Origin of the sequence: Streptomyces sp. NPDC002138 (assembly GCF_040296485.1) — a bacterium.
Taxonomy (GTDB): Bacteria; Actinomycetota; Actinomycetes; order Streptomycetales; family Streptomycetaceae; genus Streptomyces.
On the sequence record NZ_JBEOXE010000004.1, the window covers coordinates 107,592 to 129,100 of the forward strand.

Here is a 21,509-nt window from a genome sequence, read left to right on the forward strand (position 1 = left end):
TAAAGTCAGGAACGTGGCGAACATGGATACGAACACGGACACAGGCACAGGCACGGACGCGGACACAGGCACAGGCACAGGCACGGACGCGGACACGGCAGCGGCGGACTCCGCGGCGCGCGACGAGGAAGCGGTCTCCCGCTTCGTGGAGCGCTTCGCCTCGCAGCTGTCCGAGGCGGGCATGCAGCGCATGGCCTCGCGGGTCTTCGCCGCGCTGCTGGCCAGCGACGGCGGCGCGATGACCTCGGCCGAGCTCAGCCTGGCCCTGCAGATCAGCCCGGCGGCGGTATCGGGCGCGGTCGGCTACCTCACCCAGGTCAACATGGTCAGCCGGGAGCGCGAGCCGGGCTCCCGCCGCGACCGGTACGTCCTGCACAACGAGCTCTGGTACGAGACCTTCACCCGCCGCGACCATGTCCTGGCCCTCTGGGAGAAGACCCTGCGCGAGGGTGCGGCCGGCCTCGGACCGGACACCCCCGCCGGGAGCCGCATCGCCGAAACGGCGGCCTTCTTCGAGTTCCTCCAGGGCGAGATGATGGCCATGATGGACCGCTGGCGCGTCCACCGCGCCACCCTCGACCTGCCCTGAGACCTACCCGGCCCGCGCGGTCGACCCGGCCCGTCCCGACCGCCCGCCGGTGCCCGGCCCGAGCCGCCCGCGCCCCAGCCTCCGCGCCCCCGGCGCCCACACCAGACACCGCGCCCCCCGCAACGCCCCGCACGCCCCCACCCCGCCCGGTTCGCCGCCCCCGCCCGCCAGCCAGACCACCCCGTCCCCCGCCGACCCCGGCGGCCAGGGCCGCGTCGGCAGGACCCGCCGGCCGAGCAGCCCCGGGGTCACCACGCCCCCACCCTCCCCGAGCAGCACCACCGGGGCACCCAGCGCGCTCCGGTACCCGGCGACCCGGCACGGCCTCCAGGGCAGCGGGCTCCGCAGCGCGCGCCCGGCCCACCAGGCGACGTACAACTCGCGCACCCCGAGCACCACCGGGCTCAGCAGCACCACCAACAGCAGCGCCCCCACGGCTCGCGGCCGCACCAGCGCGCACCCGGCCACCGCGGGCCACCAGAACACCGGCAGCAGGCACAGGAACACCCCGTCCCGCCGCCACCCGCTCAAGGCGTCCCGCAGAGCCCCCTCATCAGGCCCCGCACCAGCCGCCGAACCCGCCGCCGAACCCGCCGCCGCACCCGCCACGGCACCCGCACCCGCACCCGCCTCCGCACCCGGAACGCCCACCGCCACCGCCACCCCCCTCACCGCGGCAGCGTGAGCCCCCACGCCCCCGGCCGCAAGGTCCACGTCCGGCGCCGCACCGGCCCGGCCTCGGCGTGGTCGGCGCGGTAGCGGAAATCCGCCCCCGAAACCGTCACGGACAGTCCCCGCCCGATCACCGCGGGCCCGGCGTCCACCATCCGGACAACGACTTCGACCAATCCGTCCCGCGCACCCACGGCCACGTCCGCCACGGCCTGGTCCACATCGCTGACCAGCACTCCGTCCGCCTCCACCCGCAGCCGCAGCCGCTGCACGGGCGCCGCGCCGCGCCCCACGGGCGGCCGCACCAGCGTCCGCACCAGCGACCGGCACGCACTCCACACCGCCAGCGCCCCGGCCGCCCCGGCGCCCGGCGCGGCGGCCCGCGCCACAGCGGCCCCGGCGACGGCACCGGACCCGGGCCCGCCTCCCGCGCGCCCCCTCACCCCGACGGCCGAACCACCCGAACCGGCGATCCGCAGACCCCCCAGCACGACCCCGTCGCTGTCGTCGACCAGCAGGTCACGCGTGCGCACGACCCCGTCGAGCACGGCCCGCGCCCCCGCCACCGCACCCACCGGCACGCCCAGCGAACGCGCCAGCGACAGCGATCCGGCGGCGCCCACGGGCACCAGCGCCAGCGCCGCGTCCGCCAGCTCGCGGCGCCGGTGCAGCAGGCCCACGGCGCGCACCAGCGCCTGGTCGTCACCCACGATCACCGGCTGCCGATGACCCCGGCGGGCAAGGGCCCGCGCGAACTCCTCAAGGCTCTCGGGGAGGCAGATCTTCGCCGCCGCCCCGGCCGACAAGACATCCTTCGCGATCCGCACGGACTCGCCGTCGAGGCGGCGGGCGACCGGGTCGACGAGCACGAGCAGGCCGCCTACCGGCGCGCCCGCATGGCTCATGGTGGGCTCTGGAGCCGACACCTCGGTCCTTCCTCGGGTAGCATCTTTGTGCAAGAGGCCCTTGCGCTATTGCGCCAGGGCCTTCGTCTATTCCGGGGCACCGGTCCGACGGCTCAGCCTGCGGTGTACATCGTCGTACGCCCCCTGACCTTGGACATGCCCCATCCGGAAGAGGTGTACGCCTGTGCCCGCTCTTGTGCTGCTCGGAGCTCAGTGGGGTGACGAGGGCAAGGGAAAGGCCACCGACCTGCTCGGTGGATCCGTCGACTATGTAGTGCGTTACCAGGGTGGCAACAACGCCGGTCACACCGTCGTCGTAGGCGACCAGAAGTATGCACTGCACCTTCTCCCTTCCGGCATCCTCTCCCCCGGATGCACCCCGGTCATCGGCAACGGTGTCGTCGTCGACCCGGCCGTCCTGCTCTCCGAGCTGCGCGGCCTGAACGAGCGCGGCATCGACACCTCCAAGCTGCTCCTGAGCGGCAACGCGCACCTCATCACGCCGTACAACGTCACCCTCGACAAGGTCGGCGAGCGCTTCCTCGGCAAGCGGAAGATCGGCACGACCGGCCGTGGCATCGGCCCGACGTACGCGGACAAGATCAACCGCATCGGCATCCGCGTCCAGGACCTCTACGACGAGTCGATCCTGGTCCAGAAGGTCGAAGCGGCCCTCGAGGGCAAGAACCAGCTCCTCGCGAAGCTGTACAACCGCCGCGCGATCGACGCCGCCCAGATCGTCGAGGAGATGCTCGGTTACGCGGAGCTGATCAAGCCCTACGTCGCCGACACGACCCTCATCATCAACAACGCGCTCGACGAGGACAAGGTCGTGCTGTTCGAGGGCGGCCAGGGCACCCTGCTCGACGTCGACCACGGCACGTACCCCTTCGTCACCTCCTCGAACCCGACCGCGGGCGGCGCCTGCACCGGTGCGGGCGTCGGTCCGACGAAGATCTCGCGCGTCATCGGCATCCTCAAGGCGTACACGACGCGTGTCGGCGCGGGCCCGTTCCCGACCGAGCTGTTCGACGCGGACGGCGAGGCGCTGCGCCGCATCGGCGGCGAGCGCGGTGTCACCACCGGCCGTGACCGCCGCTGCGGCTGGTTCGACGCCCCGATCGCGCGCTACGCGACCCGCGTGAACGGCCTGACGGACTTCTTCCTCACCAAGCTCGACGTCCTCACCGGCTGGGAAGAGATCCCGGTCTGCGTGGCGTACGAGATCGACGGCAAGCGCGTCGAGGAGCTGCCGTACTCGCAGACCGACTTCCACCACGCGAAGCCGATCTACGAAAACTTCCCGGGCTGGTCCGAGGACATCACCAAGGCGAAGACCTTCGACGAGCTGCCGAAGAACGCCAAGGCGTACGTCAAGGCCCTCGAGGAGATGTCGGGCGCCCCGATCTCCGCGATCGGCGTCGGCCCCGGCCGCACCGAGACGATCGAGATCAACTCGTTCCTGTAGCCGGACGGGCGGCCCCCCGGGCCGCCACCCTGTACGACCCCCGAGGGGCGGACCGCCGCGCGCGGTCCGCCCCTCGGGCGCGTCGGGGGGTCATGGGCCCGGTGGCGGCCCCTGACCCGGGCCGGGTTCAGGAACGGGTCCAGGAACGGGTCCGGGAGCGGGTCCGGGAGCGGGTCCGGGAGCCGGTCCGAGCAGCCGTACGTCGGCAGCGGCCAGTTCGGCCCCGGTGAAGGCCCCGTGCTCAGCTTCGTACCGGTCCAGGTACCGGCCGAGGAGCGCGCTGCGGATCTGACGATCCACGACCTCCGGCGTGACGATGACGCGCGTGGTTCCCGGCATGGCGCGAGCGTATGACGCTCCGCACCGGGCGGGTGGATGTGGTCCGCGTACCACCCGTCCGGGTGACGCCTGGAACAATCGGGCTAGCGAGCCGCCGGTCCGTCCAGGCGGTTGCGGTCGATGGTGAGGGTTTCGCCGCCCCAGGTCTCCTTCACGTTGCCCGCGAACTGGTGGATGCGCGCGTCCTTCGGCCACAGGCCGGCGGTCAGCGGGCCCTGGTCGGCCGTCGTCTCCCGCTGGTCCCAGCGCGCGTACCAGAGCGCTTCCGGCAGCGGGGAACGGCCCGCGCGGGCCGCTTCGGCGAGGTCGCGGACCCCGGAGCCGAGGCTGGAGTAGAACCCGGCCCGGTAGCCGGACGCCTTCAGCTCCCGCGTCCAGCCCACCACCGCGTCGACGACGGCCCGCCCGCATTCGGGGGCCGGGTCCTTGACGGCGTACGACTCGATGTCCAGGTACACCGGGCTGTCCTCGCCGATGCCCAGCGCGGTGAGCGCCCGTACCGCCTCCCGCGCCTGGGTCCGGCCCTGGTCGAGGGCGCGGGCGGGCTCGAAGCGCTCGGTCTTGTGCGGGTAGTCGTTGCAGGGCGCCTGCATGCCGACGTGCGCGGGGATCAGCCTCCAGCCCATGGCGCGGACCTGACGGACCCACTCGGGGGTCAGTTCCGGCTGCGCACAGTGCCGTTGGCTGCCGCTGACGTAGATGCCGACGGCCCGGTACGGGGAGGTGCCGTACCAGGCGCGCATCACCTTCACCGGCGGCGCGGCGCAGGCGTCGAAGCCCAGGCCGTGGATCACCTCGGTGGGCGAGGGGGCGGGGGTGGTCATGCCGAGGAGGGCGAGGGAGGCAGCGCTCAGGCCGAGGTTCCGCAGAAGAGTGCGCACCGACCGGGACCCTGCCGCCCGGGTGCGCCCAAGTGGGGGACCGGTCCGGCGTGTCGGCGCGCGATCACCCCTTCCGGTGGGCGGCGCGCGCGTCTTGACGCCGGCGGGCGCTCCCGTGGGCCGCGGGGAACACACCCTTTTTGTACGTCGCCTGCTCACCCGGATCGGCTTGGCCCGGCCACCGCTCCGCCGGGCGTGGAGCACCACTCCCCGCCCCCACCCGACACGCGGAGCGCCCCGGCACGCACAGGCGGGGGCCGGAGGCCGGAGGCCCTGCCGCCGCATGGCCGCCGCCGGTCCGATGCGGGTGGAGCGGGATGAGTGCCGGGCGGGCTCAGAGTCCCTCGGGAGTCGGGGCCATCCGCCAGCCGAGGGTGTTCCCGGTCCGGCCCGGGCCCTCAAGGGCGCTCCTTCGTCGCGTCGCTGCGCGATGGCCTACGGCCACCCTTGACCGCCCGCGCCGGACCGGCAGGCATCAATGCCTGGCGGAGGGCCCCGACGAAAGACGCCCGGGGGGACCACCCGTTCCTCCGCCCCGGGTCGGCCGGTGCGGCCGGGTCCAGGAGTGCGCCCACGATCGCTACGCGCTCCTCCCGGCACGGCGACCACAGACCGCAGGGAGCCGAGGCCCCCAGACGGCCATCCCCTCTTCTCCCGGCTCTGCGACCGTCCGTCCGTCCGTCCGAAGTGGATCCGGGTCAGGGGCCGCTCGTGACCGGCTACACCTCGTTGAAGCCGCGCGACGCGTCGTAGACGTCGGTCTCGATGACGATGACGAAGAACCTCGTCACGACGTAGTGGACCATCACGTGGTCTTCCCACGCCCCGCGCGTCACAGGGTCCTCCGTGTAAACGAGGTGAGTGCCTTCGCCTTCAGGCTCATCCGTGATCCTGTCGACGATCCGCTGGAACGCCTCCCGGTCCGTGGCCGGCATGTAGTCGTCGACGAACCGCGCGACCTGTTCGGTGAACTGCACACGTCTTTTCATCACATCGGAGCGTATGGACGGGGGAAGATCCCCGCCTGGAATATCGGGCGCCCCCGACCCGCCTCGGGACCCGTCCGACCGAAGTGGGGCCGGGGCAAGCGGCGCAGGCCGACCGAACCCGGCCGTCCTGGGGGCACCAGCCGGGACCGGCCGGCAGTCGCTGATCACAGAGGAGCGCGGAGCGATCGGCCGCGGTCGGTCTAGCACGCACGGCGGGTGCGGGAGGGACGGCGGGCGGCCCATGCGGTCCTGTCGCCCGGGCCCGCCCCCGGCGGACCGGACAGCCCGTGGCGTTCCGGGACGTGCCGGTCGGTCAAGGGTGGCCGCAGGCCATCGCGCAGCGACGCGACGAAGGAGCGCCCTTGAGGGACCGGTGCGGCCCGGAAGGACACTCGGATGACCGGTCCGCCTCCGGTCACTTCCCGATCCGGGCCCGGCGGAGCCGGCCCACCGGCCCGGGGGTCCCGGCGGCTACGTCTCGTCGGTTGCCGGCACGATGAATCCCCGCACAGGCTGGGGACCACGCCTGTCCGGTTGCTCCGGCTGCTCCCGCTGCGCGCGCAGCCGGGCGACGATGTCCGCGTACCTGGGATCAGTCCACTCGGTCATGCGCGGAGCCCAGCCCTTCGGCTTCTTCGGGATGATGACGATCGGTCCACGATCGTCGTCCGAGTGCGGGCACTCGGCCGCCACCGAGACGAGCGAGTCCCTCGGACCCCGCCACAGGTCCAGGTCAACCGTGAATCCAGCGGCCTCGATGGCCGCGATCGTCCGCATCAGGCTGTCTGAGCCGCGGCCTGGTGCGGCCACTCGCTCAACGGGCCTGTTCCTGTCTCTGGTGCTGTTGTGCGCGGCGGCGGGCCTGGTGCTGGTCTTCTTCGGCGAGCAGGTCGCGGACCGCTTCGGCGAGGGCGACGGCCTTCGGCCAGCCGTCCGGGAGGCGGACCGCGATGTGCCATGCGGCCAGGGCGGCCGCGGCCGCCAGGGTTCGACGGCCTTCGGCCTGAAAGTGGAAGCATCGGACGCCGTGAGCGACGAGGCCGCCGCCGTCGCTCAGGTAGGCGATCCAGCCCGCGGTGACCGCACTGTCCGGCGGCTGCTCCGCGTGGGCGAGTACGTACGCCGCTTCCTGGGCGAGCCGCGACTCCCGGCTCACCGCAGGCTCCGCCGGACCGGCTCGCACGCCGGGTCCCGGAGGTCGTGCACCCAGTCCGAGGGGCGGGCTCCGGACGCCGAGTGCCGGATGAACTCCCGCCCGCCGCTCCGGATGGGGCGGTCGCAGACCGCACAGATCCGGAGCGGAGCCGTACTCACAGCCCCACCAAGGTGTCCGGCGCCGCTGTGAACTCCAGGCCGTTGGCCGCCCGGACGTATGCGGTGCGGGTGTTTTTCGGGGTTCCGGCGACCGTGCCGACGTACTCCTCGACCACGGCCATCAACTCACCCTCTCGGTCCGATTTGGGGTCACGGACCCGCCGGTGCAGGAGGGGGTGGTCGACGTGTCCGAAGGCTTCGAGCGACCTGCTCTCGCGTACTTCCATCCCCGTGCTCCCTACCGTCGTAGACGGGCGGGACCGTCCCGCACTCTCGTCGCTCCGTGTGAAGAGAGAACCGCAGTCGGTCCTCCGCGAGTACCGTTGAAGGGTCGGAGAACCATGCAACCCATGCACCTGTCGGGAGTTGCACATGGCACAGGACTCGCGCACACCGAATGCCGGGCTGAGAAACCTCCTTGAGCAGGCCGGCTGGTCCCGGACCCAGCTCGCAATGATCGTCAATCGCATCGGCGCAGAGGCTGGACTCGCCCTCTCCTACGGCCAGCCAGCCGTTTCCCAATGGGTCGCCGGACACCAGCCGCGACCACGGGTCAGGGCCATCGTCGTCGAGGCGTTCGAACGGAAGCTCGGTCGGCCGGTCACCTACGCCGAGGCGGGCTTTCCCGCCGCCCGCGGCGCCGAGGACCCGGACGTGGTCCGAGAACTCGTAGACCTGGGAAGGGCGGACATGGATCCCTCGCGGCGGCGCGTCATCGCGGCCGGCGTCTTTTCCGCGGCGCTCGCCATCCCACTGTTCCCGACGCTCGCCCGGGCCGACAGCCCGGACCCCGTACGGCCCGGGAAAGCCACCACCCGTGTGGGGCAGGCCCAGGTCGACGCCGTCCAGATCATGACGGACCGGATCGCCGGCATCCTCGACGAACTCGGGGCCGGGCACGCCCGTCCCATGGCCGCGGCGTTCCTCGTCAACACCGTCGGCCCGTGGCTCAAGGCCGAGGCCGCCGCACCCGTCCGGCGCGGGATGCTCGCCGCCGCCTCGGACCTCGTCTACCTCACCGGGTGGATGGCCATGTTCGAGCGCCAGCACCGGCTCGGTCAGGACTACTACCTGTCCGCGCTGAAACTCGCTGGAGAGGCGGAGGAGCACGTGACCTACTGCCGCACGCTGCGCGGCATGTCGTTGCAGGCTTCGAACCTCGGCTACGGTCGTCGGGCCCTGGAACTCGCCGACTCCGCCGCCGAGGCGGCCCCGGCCGCAGGCCCGCGGCTCGTGGCCTTCCTGCGGGGGCAGCAGGCCCATGGCGCCGCCATGGTGGGCGACAAGCGGCAGGCCTTCGCGCGGCTGCGGGAGGCGGAGGAGGCGCTCGGCCGCGCCGATGACCGCAGGGAGAACATCGGCGGGTACGACCGCACCGCCTACCTGTTCCACGTCGCACACGTGCAGAACGAGACGAAGGACGTCCCCGGTTCGGTGCGCACCCTGCGCGAGTCCATCCGTGTGCAGCCCGCCAACGAACGCCAGGGGCGCTTGCACGCCTACGGGCTGCTGGCTCAACGGCAGCTGTCCATCGGCCATGTCGAAGCCGCGTGCGAGTCGTGGGGCCGGTTCCTCGACGACTACGAGGCACTGTCGTCGGCGCGCGGCGACGAGCACTTCGAGGTGATGAACCTTCGGCTCCGTCCGCATGGTGGCGTGCGGGCGGTACGCGAACTGCGCGAGCGAGCAAAGCTCGTGGGCACGCTGAAGGGGTAGGCCGGACCCGGGCTACCCTGACGGCCTCATGACGACGAGGACTCTGTATCTGCTCTGTTCGGCCGCGCCGCCCGTGTTCGAGGTGGCCGGGGTCATCGAAGAGGCGCAGCGTCGGGGATGGGACGTGTGCCTCGGGCTGACGCCAACGGCGGCCGAGTGGCTGGAGGACGGCGCTCCCGGGCTCGCCGCCCTCACCGGGCATCCCGTGCGCTCGCGGTACAAGCGGCCCGGCGAGCCGGACGTGTGGCAGGTGGCGGACGCGGTGCTCGTGGCCCCGGCGACGATGAACACCGTCAACTGCTGGGCCCTGGGGATCACCGGCACGTGGCTCGTCGGGTTCGTCGCGGAAGCCATCGGCAAGGGCATCCCGATGACCGTGATGCCCTGCGTGAACTCGACTTACGCCCAGCATCCGCAGTTCGCGCTGTCGCTGGAGACCCTGCGGACTTCAGGAGTGCGGGTGTTGTTCGGGGCGGCCGGATTCGAGCCGAATCAGCCCGGGGAGAAGCGGCCGTATCCGTGGGGGACGGCGCTGGACGCGGTCGGGGAGCCGGTCCGTAGAGACAGGGGGTACCCCTCGCTACCAGGCCAGTTGGGCGATCTCCTCCGAGACCACCGCGCAGGCGTCCGCCGCCGGGTCGATCAGGGGGAAGTGACCGACGCCGTCCAGCATCGTCAGGCCGACCATCTCGCCCGCGTGTGCGGCGGCCGCCACGTACGCCTCCGACACCTCGTGCGGGACCACGATGTCGTCGCGGCCCTGTACGACGGCCGTGGCGATGCCGGTCGGGAGGAGGGCGGCCGGGTCGGCGTACGGGAGGCGGTCGGCGAAGTACTGCGGGCCGCCCAGGAGTTGGGACGAGGCGCCGCCGCAGACACCCCGTGACTCCGCCTCGGTGAAGTCCGCGATGGGGGCCAGCGCCACCACGCCGCGCAGCTGCGGCGGGAAGGGCAGCCGCCAGGGGGAGCCGGCGGGCAGGACGTGGCGGGCAGCCGCCCACAGGGCGAGGTGGCCGCCCGCCGAGTGGCCGGTGATCACCATGCGGCGCGGGTCGATGCCGGGGAGGGCGGTCGCCGCCAGTGCGGGGAGGGCGTCCAGGGCGGCCGCGACGTCGTCGAAGGTTTCCGGCCACCGGCCCGCCACCGGGCCACCTTCGGCGTCCTGCCGCGGAAGGGAACTGCCGCGCCGGTACTCGATGTTGGCGACCGCGAAACCCTGGCGGGCCAGGAAGTCCGCGAAGGGCGTGATGTGGCGGCGGTCGTACGGGGCGCGCCAGGCGCCCCCGTGGAGGACGGCGACCAGGGGCGCGGGGCCCGGGCCGGGGGCGCGCGGGGTGTAGAAGTCGATGACCTGGTCGGGGTGGTCCCCGTACGCGGCGGTGGTGTCGGGGGCGACCGGCGGGTGGGAGAAGGCCGACGCGGCCTCGGCAGCGTCACGTTCCACTGCGGGGTCCGTCATCAGCTCAACCTCCGGTAACGCGTGGGACAGCGGGGACAGCAGAGTCGGCGGGTACAGGTGTTCCGGGCAGAGCGGGACCGTATCAGGCTGGAACCTGCCGTTCCGTGCCACCCCGGGCGTACGGGGGCGCATATGCGGGGGCGGGCGGAGCCGTAGCCCCGCCCGCCCCCTTGCCGTGACGTTTCGCCGCGACATCACTCGTATATGTGACCCAGTCACCGACCCAGTACGTCGCCCAGCGTCCGGGCGGCCCGCTCCGCGTCGGCGAAACCGACGTACAGCGGGGTGAAACCGAACCGCAGCACGTCGGGGGCCCTGAAGTCGCCCACGACGCCGCGCGCGATCAGCTCGGCCATGACGGCGGAGGCGTTCTCGGTGCGCAGCGACACCTGGCTGCCGCGCTCCGCGTGCGCGGCCGGGGTGACCGGCTCGACCGCGCCCGGAGGCACGTACGCCGCGACGCATTCCAGGAAGAAGTCGGTCAGGGCGAGGGACTTGGCGCGGACGGCCTCGACCGTCACGCCCTCCCAGGCGTCCAGGGCCGCTTCGAGGGCGAGCATGGAGAGGATGTCCGGGGTCCCGACCCGGCCGCGGAGCGCGCCCTCGGCCGGGGTGAAGCCGGGGGTCATCGCGAAGGGGTCCGCGTGACCGTTCCAGCCGGGCAGGGGCGAGTCGAAGTCCTGCTGGTGGCGGGCGGCGATGTAGAGGTACGCGGGGGAACCCGGGCCGCCGTTCAGGTACTTGTACGTGCAGCCCACGGCGAGGTCGACGGCGTTCTCGTCGAGGTTCACCGGGAGGGCGCCGGCGCTGTGGCACAGGTCCCAGACGGTGACCGCGCCCGCGGCGCGGGCCGCCGCCGTGAGGGCCGGGAGGTCGTGCAGGCGGCCGGTGCGGTAGTCGACGTGGTTGAGGAGGACGACGGCCGTGGCCGGGCCGAACGCCTCGGCGGCGCGGTCCGGGTCGACGGGGACGATGTTCAGGCCGGTCATGCGGGCGGCGGAGGCCGCGATGTAGCCGTCGGTCGGGAAGGTGGCCGCGTCGACCAGGAGGTCGGTGCGGCCCTCGCCCGCGAGGCGGGCGGCGCCGACCAGGGCCTTGAAGAGGTTGACGCTGGTCGAGTCGCCCACGACGGTCTGGCCGGGGGCCGCCCCGATGAGGGGGGCGATGCGGTCGCCGATGCGCTGGGGGGCGGTCCACCAGGTGCCCTCGCTCCAGGACCGGATGAGGTCCTGGCCCCACTGGCGGGTCACGACGTCGGCCGTCGCGGCCGCCACGCCTGCCGGGAGGGCGCCGAGGCTGTTGCCGTCCAGGTAGACGAGGTCCTCGGGGAGCTCGAAGCGGGTGCGCAGCTTGGCCAGGTCGTCCTGGGTGTCCAGCTGGGCGGCGCGGGCCTGGAGGGCGGCTGCGCCGGGCGTCTCGGGGCTCCGCCCCGCATCCCGCTCCTCAAACGCCGGAGGGGCTGAGTGGGTGCCCGTCGGAGGGGCTGATTCCGCCGCAGCGGGCGTCGGGGTCTCAGACATGGCTGCGGGCCGTCCAGAGCTCCGGGAAGACGTTCTTCGTGGCGCGCTTCTCCAGCCAGGCCACGCCCGCCGAGCCGCCCGTGCCCGTCTTCGCGCCCATCGCGCGGCGGGTCGCGACCAGGTGGTCGTTGCGCCAGCGCCAGACCAGCTCCGCGACGTCCGTCAGGACCTCGCCGAGGCGGTGCAGGTCCGTGTGGGTGTCCGGGGCGGAGTACAGCTCGGTCCAGACCGCCTCCACGACCGGGGAGGGCTCGTACCGCTGGGTCAGGTCGCGGGACAGGACGGAGGCCGGGATCCGCAGGCCGCGGCGGGAGAGCAGGCGCAGGACCTCGTCGTAGAGGCTGGGCTCGGCCAGGGCCTTCTCCAGCTCCGCGTACACGCGCGGCGCGCCGCGGTGCGGGACCAGCATCGACGCGGACTTCTCGCCCAGGAGGAACTCCATGCGGCGGTACATCGCGGACTGGAAGCCGGATCCCTCGCCGAGGGCGCCGCGGTACGAGTTGAACTGGGCCGGGGTGAGCTGGGCGAGGGGGCGCCAGGAGGCGTTGAGGGCCTCCAGCTCGCGGAGTGAACGTTTCAGCGCGTCCACCGCGACGGGGAGGTCGTCCTCGCGCAGCGCGCGGGCCGCCGTCTCCCACTCGTGCACGATGACCGTGAACCACAGCTCCATGACCTGGGTGGTGACCAGGAAGACCATCTCGCCCGGGTCGTCCGAGCGCAGGTGCTGGAGGTGGGTGAGGACATCCGCCTGGACGTAGTCCTCGTAGGGGGTCGTGCCGGCGAAGTCGAGGTTCGGGGTATCCGAACCGCCCACTCCGGAGGCATCAAGGTATTCCGACATCGCTGTCTCCTCGATATGAACTTCCGGGTAGCGGTCCGCCCCTTCCTGCTGGGTGAGTGGAGCTCCGGTCCCCTGCTCGCATCATAGGCCGGGGGCCCACGGGGCCCGCCAGTGGAAGGTGACCACCTTCACACCCTCCCCGGCGGGCCCGGAGGAGACGCGGGCCTCAGTTCAGGGTGTCGGCCGCGGTCGCCGAGGAATCGCGCAGGAAGGTCGCGCAGCGCTCGTACTCCGCGTCCTCGCCGATGGCGTGCGCGGCCCGCGCGAGGGCGTGCAGGGCGCGCAGGAAGCCGCGGTTCGGCTCGTGCTCCCACGGCACCGGGCCGTGGCCCTTCCAGCCGGCGCGGCGCAGCGAGTCCAGGCCGCGGTGGTAGCCGGTGCGGGCGTACGCGTACGACTCCACGGGGCGGCCGGCCTCGAACGCGTCGTCCGCCAGGCGCGCCCAGGCGAGCGAGGAGGTCGGGTACTTCGCGGCCACCTCGGCCGGGTCGGTGCCCGCGGCGAGGGCCTCGCGCGGCTCGGGGTCGTCGGGCAGGTGGGTCGGGGCAGGGCCACCGAGCAGGTTCTCGTGAATCGACATGGCCCCAGTCTGCGGTACTCGCGGCCCCGTGGTGGGGGGCCCACCACACCGGGGGTCAGGTGTGTGCCCGGCACACCTCCCCCCGCGCGGGGGCCACACCGGACCGTGGGAGGGCAGTCGGCCTTCGACTCGACGTTCTTTACGGGGGAACAGCATGACCACCACGATCACCAGGAGTCCTGTCCAGACACGCCCGCGGAGCCGGATGGGGCCCGCAGGCGTCGGCACGGACCGCGCCCACCAGGCCGCGGCGGACCTGTGCGGGGCCGTCTTCGGCTCGCTGCGGCGCCGGGACCAGCGGGAGCGCGGCCTGCAGTACGTACGGGGGCTGCTCGCGACCCCCGGCCGCAAGTCCATCCGCAACATCGCGCAGCAGATCGGCGGGCCCGCCGCCGAGCAGAGCCTGCACCACTTCATCGCCGGTTCCACCTGGGACTGGCAGCCGATCCGCGCGGCCCTCTCGCAGTACCTGGAGCAGTCCTCGCCGCTGACGGCGTGGGTGGCCCAGCCGATGGCGATCCCCAAGGGCGGGGAGCACTCGGTGGGGGTGGGGCGCCAGTACGACGCGCACCGCGGGCAGATGTTCCGGGGGCAGCAGGCCTTCGGGATCTGGTTCACCTCGGCCGATGTGGTCACGCCGGTGGGCTGGCGGCTGTACCTCCCGGAGGACGGGGCCGGCGCCGGGGGCGGCCGGGCCGGGGCGCCGGAGGGCGGCGAGCGGGCCGGGGAGACGTACGAGGAGTGCGCGGTGACCGGGGTGCTGGACACCGTGCGCCAGGTCGCGATGCCGCCGCGGCCGGTGCTGCTGGACATCCCGAACATCGGCACCCGGTCCACGATGAACCGGTTCGCCGACGCGAAGCTGCCGGTGCTGGCCCGGATCAGCCCGGCCGCCCGGCTGCTGGTGACCGACCCGGCGCTGCCCGGGCACGGCGCGGGGACGCTGGCCGCGCGGGACGTGCTGCAGAACGTACGGGCGCTGCGCACGCCGGTCGAGTGGGCCGACCCGCTGTACCCGGGGCAGCGGCGGACCTCGCTGGTGGCCGCGGTGCGCGTGATGATGCCGGACCCCTCGCCCGCGCGCCGGCGCCACCTGACGCTGCTCGGCGAGTGGACCGACGCGCGCAGCCAGCCCTCGCAGCTGTGGGTGTCGGACCTGGCCCGGCCGGTGCCGGTGACCCCGGCGGTGCTGCTGCGGATGACGAAGCAGGCGCGGCGGGTGTCGGCGACCTCGGCGCGCAGCGTGCAGGAGGTCGGGCTGCGGGACTTCGCGGGGCGCTCGCTGTCGGGCTGGCACCGGCACGTGACGATGGCCTCGGTGGCGCACGCGGCGCGCTGCCTCTCGGAAACCGGGATGCCGGTCGGGCGGGACCTTGTCTAGGGTCGGCCCGTAGATCATGCGCCCGGTCCGCAACGCGGGCCGGGCGCCCTGGGGTTGGTAGCGACGGGGGTTCGTTGTGCACAGTGCTGTGGTCACCGCGGAGGGCGACCGGATCAGGTGGGTCGAGCTGGCCGGGGAGGAACCGGCGCGGGTCTACCTGCACGGGCTGGGCTCCACCTCGCCCGCGTACTTCGCGGCGAGCGCGACGCACCCCCGCCTCGCCGGGCGCCGCTCCCTGCTGCTGGACCTGCTGGGGCACGGGCACAGCGACCGGCCCGAGGAGTTCTCGTACACGCTGGAGGCGCATGCCGACGCCGTCGCCGCGGCCCTGCGGGACACCGGGGTCGCCGGGGGCGAGGTGATCGCGCACAGCATGGGCGGGGCCGTGGCGATCGTGCTGGCCCACCGGCATCCGGAGCTGGTCTCCCGGCTCGTCCTCGTCGACGCCAACCTCGACCCCGTACCGCCGCCCGCGCCCGGCAGCCCGGTGCCGGCCGGGAGCAGCGGGCTCGCCTCCTACACGGAGGAGGAGTTCCTCGCGGGCGGCTGGGCCGAGGTGCGGGACCGGGTCGGCGCGCACTGGTGGTCGACGATGCGGCTGGCGGGGCGGACCGCCCTGCACCGCACCGCCGTTCACCTCGCGGCGGGGACCGTTCCCACGATGCGGGAGCTGCTGCTGGGGCTGCGGATCCCGCGCACCTTCCTCTATCCGGCCGAGGACGGCGGGCTCGCGGGCGCCGCCGAGCTGGAGGCGGCGGGGGTGTCCGTCGTGGCGGTCGAGGACTGCGGGCACAACATCATGCTGGACAACCCGGACGGGTTCGCGGGCGTGGTGGGCGCGGCGCTGGCCACGTCGGTGTACGTGCTCGACGGGCGCCGGATCGACACGCTGGAGGACTTCTGGCGGGAGATCGGCGAGGCCGTGAACGGGCCCGAGGGGTACTTCGGCCGCAATCTCGACGCCTTCAACGACTGCCTGCGGGGGGACTACGGGACGCCGGACGACCGGGACTTCCTCTTCGAGTGGTACGACCACGAGCTGTCCCGGGAGCGCCTCGGACACGCCGAGACCGCCCGCCAGCTGGAGCTGCGGCTGACGCGCTGCCACCCCACCAACCGGGAGAGCGTCGCGGAGAAGCTGGCGGCCGCGCGGCGCGGGGAGGGGCCGACGGTCTTCGACTGGCTGACGGAGATCATGGAGGACCGGGCGCCGGGGGCGCTGCGGCTGCGCTGAACCCGGCTTCGGCGCGGGCGGGGGCGGGGGCGGGGGCCGCTTCGGCGGGCGGGGGCTACGTCGGGGGGCGGGTGCGGACCAGGACCTCGCGGGTGCGGCGCAGGCGCAGGGCCATCTGGATCTCCAGGGCCTGGGCGGGCTTCTGCCAGCCCTCGCCCAGGAGTTCGGCGATCCGCTCCAGGCGGCGCGACACGGTGTTGGCGTGCACGTGCAGCGCCTCGGCCGCGTGGGTGGGGCTGCCGCCCGACTCGAAGTACGCCTCCAGGGTGCGGGTCAGCTCGGTGAAGCGGGCCGCGTCGTACTCCAGGACCGGGCCTAGGGCCTGCGCGACGAAGGCGTCCACGTCGTGGTCGGCGGACAGCAGCAGCCCCAGGAAGCCGAGTTCGCGCAGCGAGGCGGTGCCTCCGGCGCCGTCGAGCGCGGTCAGCGCGTCCAGGCAGCGCGCGGCCTCCTCGTACACGCCCGCCACCGCGGAGGGACCCTTCGCCGGGCCCGCCGCGCCCGTGGAGACCGGGTGGCCGAGCAGCGGGGTGACCTCCCTCGAGACCTGCCGGGCCGCCGCGGAGGCGTCGTCGCCGGGCAGGAGCAGCACGATGCAGCCGCGGCGGACGCCCTTGAGGCCGCCGACCCGGTAGGCGTACGAGCTCGCCCACGCGACCGCGCGGCCCAGCTCCCCGCCCTCCGGCCGGACCACGACCACCACGTGCGGCACGTCGAGGTCGATGCCCAGGCGCCGGGTGCGCTCGCGCAGGTGCAGGTCGGAGGAGTGGTTCGGGCGGTCCAGCAGCTCCTGGAGCAGCTCGTCGTGGAGGGGGCCCTCCGCGGCCGCCGTACCCCGCTGGATCAGCATGAGGGAGGCCACCGACAGGGCCGACAGCTCCAGCAGCCGTACGTCCTCCTCGGTGAGCGGCTCGGCGGCGTGCAGCACCAGCACACCGAGGTCCTCGGCCCCGGCGGTGACGGGCGCGACCCACACCTCGCCCGCGTCGGACGGCCCTTCGGCGCCGACGCTCCCGCCGGCGCTCCCGTCCGGGAGCCGGACCGGGCGGCGGGCCGTGTGCGCGTGCAGGGCGCCGCGGGTGACGGCGGCCTCGTCGAGGCCGACCGGCCCGGGGCCCGGGGTCAGCGGGCGGCCGCCGGGGTCGCGGACCTGGAGTACGCCGTCCAGCGCGTCCGCGGTGGTCCGGGCGAGGGTGGCCAGGCCGGCCCCGTCCAGCACGAGGCGGGCGAGGCGGGCGTGGCAGTCCCACAGATAGCGGACCCGGGTGAGGGTGGCGTCGGTGACCGAGCCAAAACGTTCCAGCTCGCTCATCTCGTCGCGGGCCCGCTCCAGCAGGCGCGCCTTCTCGACGGCGACGGCGGCCAGGTCGGCCAGCGACAGCAGCATCCCCACCTCGGCCGGGGTGAAGGAGCGCACCCGGCGGTGCGCGCCGTAGAGCACGCCGAGGATCCCCTCGCGGTGGCGCAGCGGTACGGCGACGACCGCGCGCACGCCCTCGGCGCGGATCGCGGCGTCCACGCCGGGGGCGTGCGCGAGGGTGGTGTCGTGGAGGTAGTCCGCGCTCCACACGGGGGCGCGGCGCTCGCGCACCAGCGCCCCGAGCCCTTCGGCGGAGCCGAGTCCGAGCCCGCTCCCGTACCCGGCGGTGCCGCCGTCGGACAGGTGCGGGTACGCGGTCCCGTCGGGCCGGGTGAAGCTGACGCAGACCACGTCGAGCCCGAGCAGCCGCCGGGCCCGCCGGGCGATGACGCGCAGCAGGCTGTCGAGGTCGTAGGCGGAGGTCAGGTCGTGGGCGGTGTCGACGAGCGCGGCCAGACCGGCCCCGCCGTCGTCCGCGTCCCGGTCCGTGGCCGCGTCCGTGTCCGTGTCCGGGTACCCGTCCGCGTCCCGGTCCGTGGCCGTGGCCGGCTTCGGGTACCCGGCCGCGTCCCGGTCCGCGCGCGCGTCCGGGTCCGCGTCCGTCCGCGCGGCCGTGCCCGGGTCACCGTCCGCGGCCCCTGCGCCGTCGGGCTCGTCCCGCGGGCCGGGCGTGCGGTCCGGGCCGGGCGCGGGCCCGGCGCCGCGGGACGCGGCGGGTGGGGCCGCGGGCGCGGCGGCGCGGGAGCGGATCACCCGGGCCAGGGCGACCGCCCGGGTCAGCCCGGGGTCCGCCGTGGGCAGGAGCGCGTCGAAGGCGGCCGCGGGCGCGCCCGCGGCCAGCAGTTCGAGGACGGCCAGGGCCGCCGCCGTGTCTCCGGCGGCACTCCCGGCGCTGTCCGCCGCTGGTTCCATGCGCCCCGTTCCCCCGCTCCCCGACGTTCCACGACGTACCGGCACGAATCAAACCATCCGAACCTAGGTTCCGGTGGAAGTGCGGTCAAGTGAGCCTTCCGCTGGTCAGCACGGGTGCGCGCGCTCACGGCGGGCTCAGCGTGTCGCCCCGCAGCGGCGGCAGGCACTGCAGCGCCCGCAGGGTCAGCGCCGCCGCGGTCCCCCAGCCGACCAGCTCGGGCAGGTACTCCGCCCGGTCGCCGAGGTCCGTCCACATCAGCCGGTGCGGGCGGGCGCCCGCCGCGGCCAGGGAGCGCCAGCGCCGCCCGCCGAGCGCCCGGTCGTAGCGCGCGTACAGCAGCCGCGCCGTCGGTACCGCCAGCGGACCCAGTTCGCGCACGCCCAGGGACGCGAAGGCCGGGAGCGCGGCCAGGTCAAGGCCGCGCTCCCGGGCTCGCTCCAGGCCGCCCAGCCAGGCTCCCAGGACCCCCTCGTACGTCCTGGGGCCGGTCATCGGGCCGAAGGCGACGCCGACTCCCTCCCCGAGCAGCCGCGCGCCGACCGCCGGTCCTTCCCCCGTGGCGGGCAGCACGACGATCAGATTCGGCCGGTCCACGGCCGTCACCAGGGCGCGGGCCACCTCGTACGAGGTCCCCTCCCCCGGCGGTGGCGCCGCGACCAGGCCGCCCCTCGGGAGCAACGCGTCGCACACCGCGCCGAGGGCGGCGGGCCGCCGCGGCACCCCGTACAGCAGGTTCCGCACTCCCAGCCGGTCCGCGAACTCCCGCATCCGGTCCGGTCCCACGCCCGGCAGGCCCTCCAGCCACGGCGTGACGCCCTCGGCCGCGAGGCCCTCCACGGCACCGGCGGCGCCGGGTTCTTCGACAAACGCAGCACCCATATCCAGCGAGTGTGGGGCGCCGGAGCCCGCCGCACACGGCCGGTCCCGGCGGTGTGTCAACTCATTCCGCCGGGGGTGACCGCCGCCGCCGCACCGGCCAGCCGGGCCATCCGCGCCATGCGGGAGCCCAGTCGCCGCACGGCGTCCAGCACCGGATCCGGTCCGGGACCGACGAAGCGCCCCGGCGGCCCGGTCGGCCCGATCCAGCACATGTCCAACGCCTCGGCGAGCGTGACCAGTTCCCGCAGACGGTGTCGCGCGTCCCCCTCTGGCCGCACGAAACCGGCCGCCGGCTTGCCCCGCCAGCCGCCGCGTCCGAGCGCCTCCGGCAGCGGCAGCGCCGTGCCGAAGAGGATGCCGTCGGCCTCGGCCAACAGCTCCCACTGCGCCTCGCCCAGGTCCCCGGCGGCGACGAGGTGACTGCGCGCCCCGGCTTCCGCGGCGCCGTCGCGCGCCACGAAAGCCTCCGCGCAGGCCCGCCCCGCCCGCCCCGCGTGGACGACCGCGATCAGCGGGGGTGGGGTCACCCCCATCCCGTGTCACCCGCGGACGGGTGGCCGGGGAAGGAGGCCTGAGGGGCGCGAGCGGAGGTGCTGTGGTTCATGAAGTAACACTTTCTGAGAGAAAAGTACCGGCGGGAATGGTCGGGCTTTTGCCGGAACGAAGGAAAAAGACCGCGTCACAGGTAAGGATCCGGAGGGTCCGCGGTGGCCTGAAGTGGATCGGGACATTCCGGTGGACGGGCCAAAACAGCAGGTCAGGCGGCCATGTGCACGAGTGGCGGCGGCGTCGGCAGCAGGGCGCGGCGCAGAGCTCGGGTGGTGTCTCCCGGACAGGGCCCAAGGTCCGAACCGATCACTTCTGCGAGGGTTCGGTATGTTTCGGAGGATTTTCCTGTCGTCACGGCCCGCAATTCGGTCCGCAACTCCCGGTGCCGGCCCAGCGCCAGCTCCGCCTCCACCCATTGCTTCAACGCCGAGAGCCGGGTCGCTTCCAGGTCCGCGATCCGCGCGGCGAGCCGCGGGCCCGCCTCGATCCCCTCGAAGGCCGGCCCCCGCCACAGCCGCAGCGCGCCGCGCAGCCGCCGGGCCGCCGTGGCGAACTCCCCGCGCGCCATGGCCCGGTAGCCCGCTCCGGCCTCCCGGGCGAACTCCCCCTGGTCGCTGCGGCCGCCGTCGGTGTCGAGTAAGAATCCGCCGGGCAGCGAGACCAGAACGGCCTCGGGGGTGCGCCGCCCGGCGGAGTCGGCGGCTCCCGCGAGCAGTTCGCGGATCTGCCGGACGGCCGTCAGCAGGACCGAGCGGGCGTGTTCGCCGTCCGGTCCGTGCGCCGACAGTTCCGCGGCGAGCACGGTCGTGGGCACCATCTGGTCGGCGTACGCGGCGAGTACGGCGAACACCTGGCGGGCGGGCTGGGTCTGCGGGAACACGGCCACGCCGTTCTCCTGGGCGCGAAGCCCGCCCAGCACCTCGATGTCCATGAATCCCCTCCCCAGGGTGCGACGCGGCAAGGTCCCCGCTGAGTGCCGGACCTTGCTGAAAAATAATACCCGGAAGTTTTTTAAAGGGAACGCTCTGCGCATCACCAGTCACGTGAGCCCGGGCACAGAAAACCGGCCCCTCCCGTGGTCAGTGGAAAGAGCCGGTGAAAAGTGCCGGGGGAAAACGCGTGGCGGAGAGGTCAGGCCACGTGCTCCTCGGCATCTCCCGGGAACTGCCGCAGCGCGTCGCAGTCACACAGGTGCGCCCCCTGGGCGCCGTGCAGCGCGCGGCCGCCGCGGCCGGGAGCGGTGTCGAGCCGGATCGCCACGGCCGAGACGACCAGGCTCGGCATGACGCTCGTGTAGAGGGCCGAGACCTCGTCGTCGAGGGTGAGGCCGAGGGTCTGCGACATGACGTTGAGCCCGGCGAACGACCCGACGATCAGCCGCGACGGCTGCAGCGGGTCCACGTGCGAGAGCAGCTCGCCACGGGCCTTGGCCTCGGTCATCAGCTCCACGTGCAGGTCGATCCACCCCTGGTAGGGAGCCGCGCGGTCCAGGGACCGGCCATTCTGCTCCAGGGTGAGCCGCGCGCTGCCGCGCATCAGCACGTCGTGCTGGAGACGGTGCGAGAAGATCATGCCGATGTCGACGAACTGCTGCGCCTTGAATTCCTGCGGCGTGTAAACGGGATCGACATTGACCTGCGCGTCGATCACCGCCTGCGCCAGGTCTTCCTTCGAGTCGAAATGGAAGTACAGCGCGCCCTTGGTGACTCTGGCGATCTTGACGATGTCCGTCAGCTTCGCCGCGTCGTAACCCCGGTCCTCGAAGACCAGCGCGGCGGCCTCCAGGATGGCCTGGCGCGTCCGCACGGCGCGGTCCTGCTTCACCTGAGGTCGTTCGGTCCTCATCAGTCGATCTGTCCCTCTCCCATGCCCCCGTTCGACCGGCATTACATGCCCCCGGGTACGTACTTCTGAATACAG

21 protein-coding genes and 2 pseudogenes are annotated in these 21,509 nt (G+C 73.7%); 7 read left to right on the forward strand and 16 right to left on the reverse strand.

All coding sequences use genetic code 11. From position 1 onward, the window contains the following. Positions 1–22 precede the first annotated feature (22 nt). Positions 23–589 carry a GbsR/MarR family transcriptional regulator gene (locus ABT084_RS03705; RefSeq protein ID WP_351038032.1) on the forward strand — a complete coding sequence of 189 codons (567 nt, stop codon included), beginning with the start codon at positions 23–25 and terminating at the stop codon, positions 587–589. A gap of 3 nt (positions 590–592) precedes the next feature. On the opposite strand, the gene ABT084_RS03710 is transcribed toward ABT084_RS03705, so the two are convergent. Beyond that, entirely contained in the window at positions 593–1,120 is a 528-nt protein-coding gene (locus ABT084_RS03710; protein WP_351038033.1) for a hypothetical protein, read from the reverse strand. Positions 1,121–1,257: 137 nt separating this feature from the next. Next, complete coding sequence (locus tag ABT084_RS03715) at positions 1,258–2,166, reverse strand: diacylglycerol kinase family protein (protein WP_351038034.1); 909 nt, start codon at positions 2,164–2,166, stop codon at positions 1,258–1,260. Positions 2,167–2,350: 184 nt separating this feature from the next. On the opposite strand from ABT084_RS03715, the gene ABT084_RS03720 reads away from it, so the two are divergent. Beyond that, complete coding sequence (locus tag ABT084_RS03720) at positions 2,351–3,634, forward strand: adenylosuccinate synthase (protein ID WP_283454210.1); 1,284 nt, start codon at positions 2,351–2,353, stop codon at positions 3,632–3,634. A gap of 422 nt (positions 3,635–4,056) precedes the next feature. Here ABT084_RS03720 and ABT084_RS03725 read toward each other — a convergent pair whose 3' ends face one another. From ABT084_RS03725 to ABT084_RS03745, 5 genes are all read right to left on the reverse strand, one after another. Further along, positions 4,057–4,854, reverse strand: coding sequence for a DUF1906 domain-containing protein (locus ABT084_RS03725; protein ID WP_351038035.1), 798 nt, complete (start codon positions 4,852–4,854; stop codon positions 4,057–4,059). A 719-nt stretch (positions 4,855–5,573) separates the two neighbouring features. After that, on the reverse strand, positions 5,574–5,843 hold the full coding sequence (locus ABT084_RS03730; RefSeq protein WP_351038036.1) for a hypothetical protein: 270 nt from the start codon (positions 5,841–5,843) through the stop codon (positions 5,574–5,576). A gap of 471 nt (positions 5,844–6,314) precedes the next feature. Beyond that, positions 6,315–6,620, reverse strand: a complete 306-nt coding sequence (locus ABT084_RS03735) for a hypothetical protein (RefSeq protein WP_351038037.1) — start codon at positions 6,618–6,620, stop codon at positions 6,315–6,317. A 37-nt stretch (positions 6,621–6,657) separates the two neighbouring features. Then, complete coding sequence (locus ABT084_RS03740; RefSeq protein ID WP_351038038.1) at positions 6,658–6,999, reverse strand: hypothetical protein; 342 nt, start codon at positions 6,997–6,999, stop codon at positions 6,658–6,660. 154 nt (positions 7,000–7,153) lie between these two features. Continuing rightward, complete coding sequence (locus tag ABT084_RS03745; protein WP_351038039.1) at positions 7,154–7,384, reverse strand: hypothetical protein; 231 nt, start codon at positions 7,382–7,384, stop codon at positions 7,154–7,156. A 145-nt stretch (positions 7,385–7,529) separates the two neighbouring features. On the opposite strand from ABT084_RS03745, the gene ABT084_RS03750 reads away from it, so the two are divergent. Further along, positions 7,530–8,873: an NsdA family TPR-like regulatory protein gene (locus tag ABT084_RS03750; RefSeq protein WP_351038040.1), complete on the forward strand. Its 1,344-nt coding sequence runs from the start codon at positions 7,530–7,532 to the stop codon at positions 8,871–8,873. Between the two features lie 28 nt (positions 8,874–8,901). After that, positions 8,902–9,348 (forward strand): annotated as a pseudogene (locus tag ABT084_RS03755) (flavoprotein); the annotation flags it as partial. Between the two features lie 105 nt (positions 9,349–9,453). Here the strand turns inward: ABT084_RS03755 and ABT084_RS03760 are convergent. From ABT084_RS03760 to ABT084_RS03775, 4 genes are all read right to left on the reverse strand, one after another. Beyond that, positions 9,454–10,332: an alpha/beta hydrolase family protein gene (locus ABT084_RS03760; protein WP_351038041.1), complete on the reverse strand. Its 879-nt coding sequence runs from the start codon at positions 10,330–10,332 to the stop codon at positions 9,454–9,456. Positions 10,333–10,547: 215 nt separating this feature from the next. After that, positions 10,548–11,852 (reverse strand): kynureninase, encoded by a 1,305-nt coding sequence (kynU, locus tag ABT084_RS03765; RefSeq protein WP_351038042.1) that lies wholly within the window; start codon positions 11,850–11,852, stop codon positions 10,548–10,550. After that, positions 11,845–12,693, reverse strand: coding sequence for a tryptophan 2,3-dioxygenase family protein (locus tag ABT084_RS03770; protein WP_351038043.1), 849 nt, complete (start codon positions 12,691–12,693; stop codon positions 11,845–11,847). Before ABT084_RS03770 ends, kynU begins: the two co-directional genes overlap by 8 nt. Before the next feature lie 166 nt (positions 12,694–12,859). Next, complete coding sequence (locus ABT084_RS03775; RefSeq protein ID WP_351038044.1) at positions 12,860–13,273, reverse strand: DUF3151 domain-containing protein; 414 nt, start codon at positions 13,271–13,273, stop codon at positions 12,860–12,862. A gap of 154 nt (positions 13,274–13,427) precedes the next feature. On the opposite strand from ABT084_RS03775, the gene ABT084_RS03780 reads away from it, so the two are divergent. From ABT084_RS03780 to ABT084_RS03790, 3 genes and pseudogenes are all read left to right on the forward strand, one after another. After that, a complete protein-coding gene (locus ABT084_RS03780) occupies positions 13,428–14,654 on the forward strand; it encodes an IS701 family transposase (RefSeq protein ID WP_351038045.1) in 1,227 nt (408 codons plus the stop codon). A gap of 76 nt (positions 14,655–14,730) precedes the next feature. Then, positions 14,731–15,504 (forward strand): annotated as a pseudogene (locus tag ABT084_RS03785) (alpha/beta fold hydrolase); the annotation flags it as partial. 12 nt (positions 15,505–15,516) lie between these two features. Further along, on the forward strand, positions 15,517–15,888 hold the full coding sequence (locus ABT084_RS03790) for a barstar family protein (protein ID WP_502968833.1): 372 nt from the start codon (positions 15,517–15,519) through the stop codon (positions 15,886–15,888). A gap of 55 nt (positions 15,889–15,943) precedes the next feature. Here the strand turns inward: ABT084_RS03790 and ABT084_RS03795 are convergent, their stop codons facing one another. From ABT084_RS03795 to ABT084_RS03815, 5 genes are all read right to left on the reverse strand, one after another. Further along, positions 15,944–18,160 (reverse strand): helix-turn-helix domain-containing protein, encoded by a 2,217-nt coding sequence (locus ABT084_RS03795; protein WP_351038046.1) that lies wholly within the window; start codon positions 18,158–18,160, stop codon positions 15,944–15,946. 124 nt (positions 18,161–18,284) lie between these two features. Beyond that, the gene (locus ABT084_RS03800) at positions 18,285–19,040 is read right to left on the reverse strand and encodes a beta/alpha barrel domain-containing protein (protein ID WP_351038047.1); all 756 of its coding nucleotides are present in this window, start codon (positions 19,038–19,040) and stop codon (positions 18,285–18,287) included. 56 nt (positions 19,041–19,096) lie between these two features. Then, positions 19,097–19,567: a flavodoxin family protein gene (locus ABT084_RS03805; protein WP_351038048.1), complete on the reverse strand. Its 471-nt coding sequence runs from the start codon at positions 19,565–19,567 to the stop codon at positions 19,097–19,099. Positions 19,568–19,797: 230 nt separating this feature from the next. After that, positions 19,798–20,520, reverse strand: a complete 723-nt coding sequence (locus tag ABT084_RS03810; RefSeq protein ID WP_351038049.1) for an AfsR/SARP family transcriptional regulator — start codon at positions 20,518–20,520, stop codon at positions 19,798–19,800. A gap of 200 nt (positions 20,521–20,720) precedes the next feature. After that, on the reverse strand, positions 20,721–21,434 hold the full coding sequence (locus ABT084_RS03815; protein ID WP_351038050.1) for a ScbR family autoregulator-binding transcription factor: 714 nt from the start codon (positions 21,432–21,434) through the stop codon (positions 20,721–20,723). Positions 21,435–21,509: the final 75 nt, after the last annotated feature.

Coding starts and splice junctions, on each gene's coding strand:
- ABT084_RS03705 (WP_351038032.1), top strand. CDS start 23: ATGGATACGAACACGGACACAGGCACAGGCACGGACGCGGACACAGGC.
- ABT084_RS03715 (WP_351038034.1), bottom strand. CDS start 2,166: ATGAGCCATGCGGGCGCGCCGGTAGGCGGCCTGCTCGTGCTCGTCGAC.
- ABT084_RS03730 (WP_351038036.1), bottom strand. CDS start 5,843: ATGAAAAGACGTGTGCAGTTCACCGAACAGGTCGCGCGGTTCGTCGAC.
- ABT084_RS03735 (WP_351038037.1), bottom strand. CDS start 6,620: ATGCGGACGATCGCGGCCATCGAGGCCGCTGGATTCACGGTTGACCTG.
- ABT084_RS03745 (WP_351038039.1), bottom strand. CDS start 7,384: ATGGAAGTACGCGAGAGCAGGTCGCTCGAAGCCTTCGGACACGTCGAC.
- ABT084_RS03750 (WP_351038040.1), top strand. CDS start 7,530: ATGGCACAGGACTCGCGCACACCGAATGCCGGGCTGAGAAACCTCCTT.
- ABT084_RS03760 (WP_351038041.1), bottom strand. CDS start 10,332: ATGACGGACCCCGCAGTGGAACGTGACGCTGCCGAGGCCGCGTCGGCC.
- kynU (WP_351038042.1), bottom strand. CDS start 11,852: ATGTCTGAGACCCCGACGCCCGCTGCGGCGGAATCAGCCCCTCCGACG.
- ABT084_RS03770 (WP_351038043.1), bottom strand. CDS start 12,693: ATGTCGGAATACCTTGATGCCTCCGGAGTGGGCGGTTCGGATACCCCG.
- ABT084_RS03775 (WP_351038044.1), bottom strand. CDS start 13,273: ATGTCGATTCACGAGAACCTGCTCGGTGGCCCTGCCCCGACCCACCTG.
- ABT084_RS03780 (WP_351038045.1), top strand. CDS start 13,428: ATGACCACCACGATCACCAGGAGTCCTGTCCAGACACGCCCGCGGAGC.
- ABT084_RS03795 (WP_351038046.1), bottom strand. CDS start 18,160: ATGGAACCAGCGGCGGACAGCGCCGGGAGTGCCGCCGGAGACACGGCG.
- ABT084_RS03800 (WP_351038047.1), bottom strand. CDS start 19,040: ATGGGTGCTGCGTTTGTCGAAGAACCCGGCGCCGCCGGTGCCGTGGAG.
- ABT084_RS03810 (WP_351038049.1), bottom strand. CDS start 20,520: ATGGACATCGAGGTGCTGGGCGGGCTTCGCGCCCAGGAGAACGGCGTG.
- ABT084_RS03815 (WP_351038050.1), bottom strand. CDS start 21,434: ATGAGGACCGAACGACCTCAGGTGAAGCAGGACCGCGCCGTGCGGACG.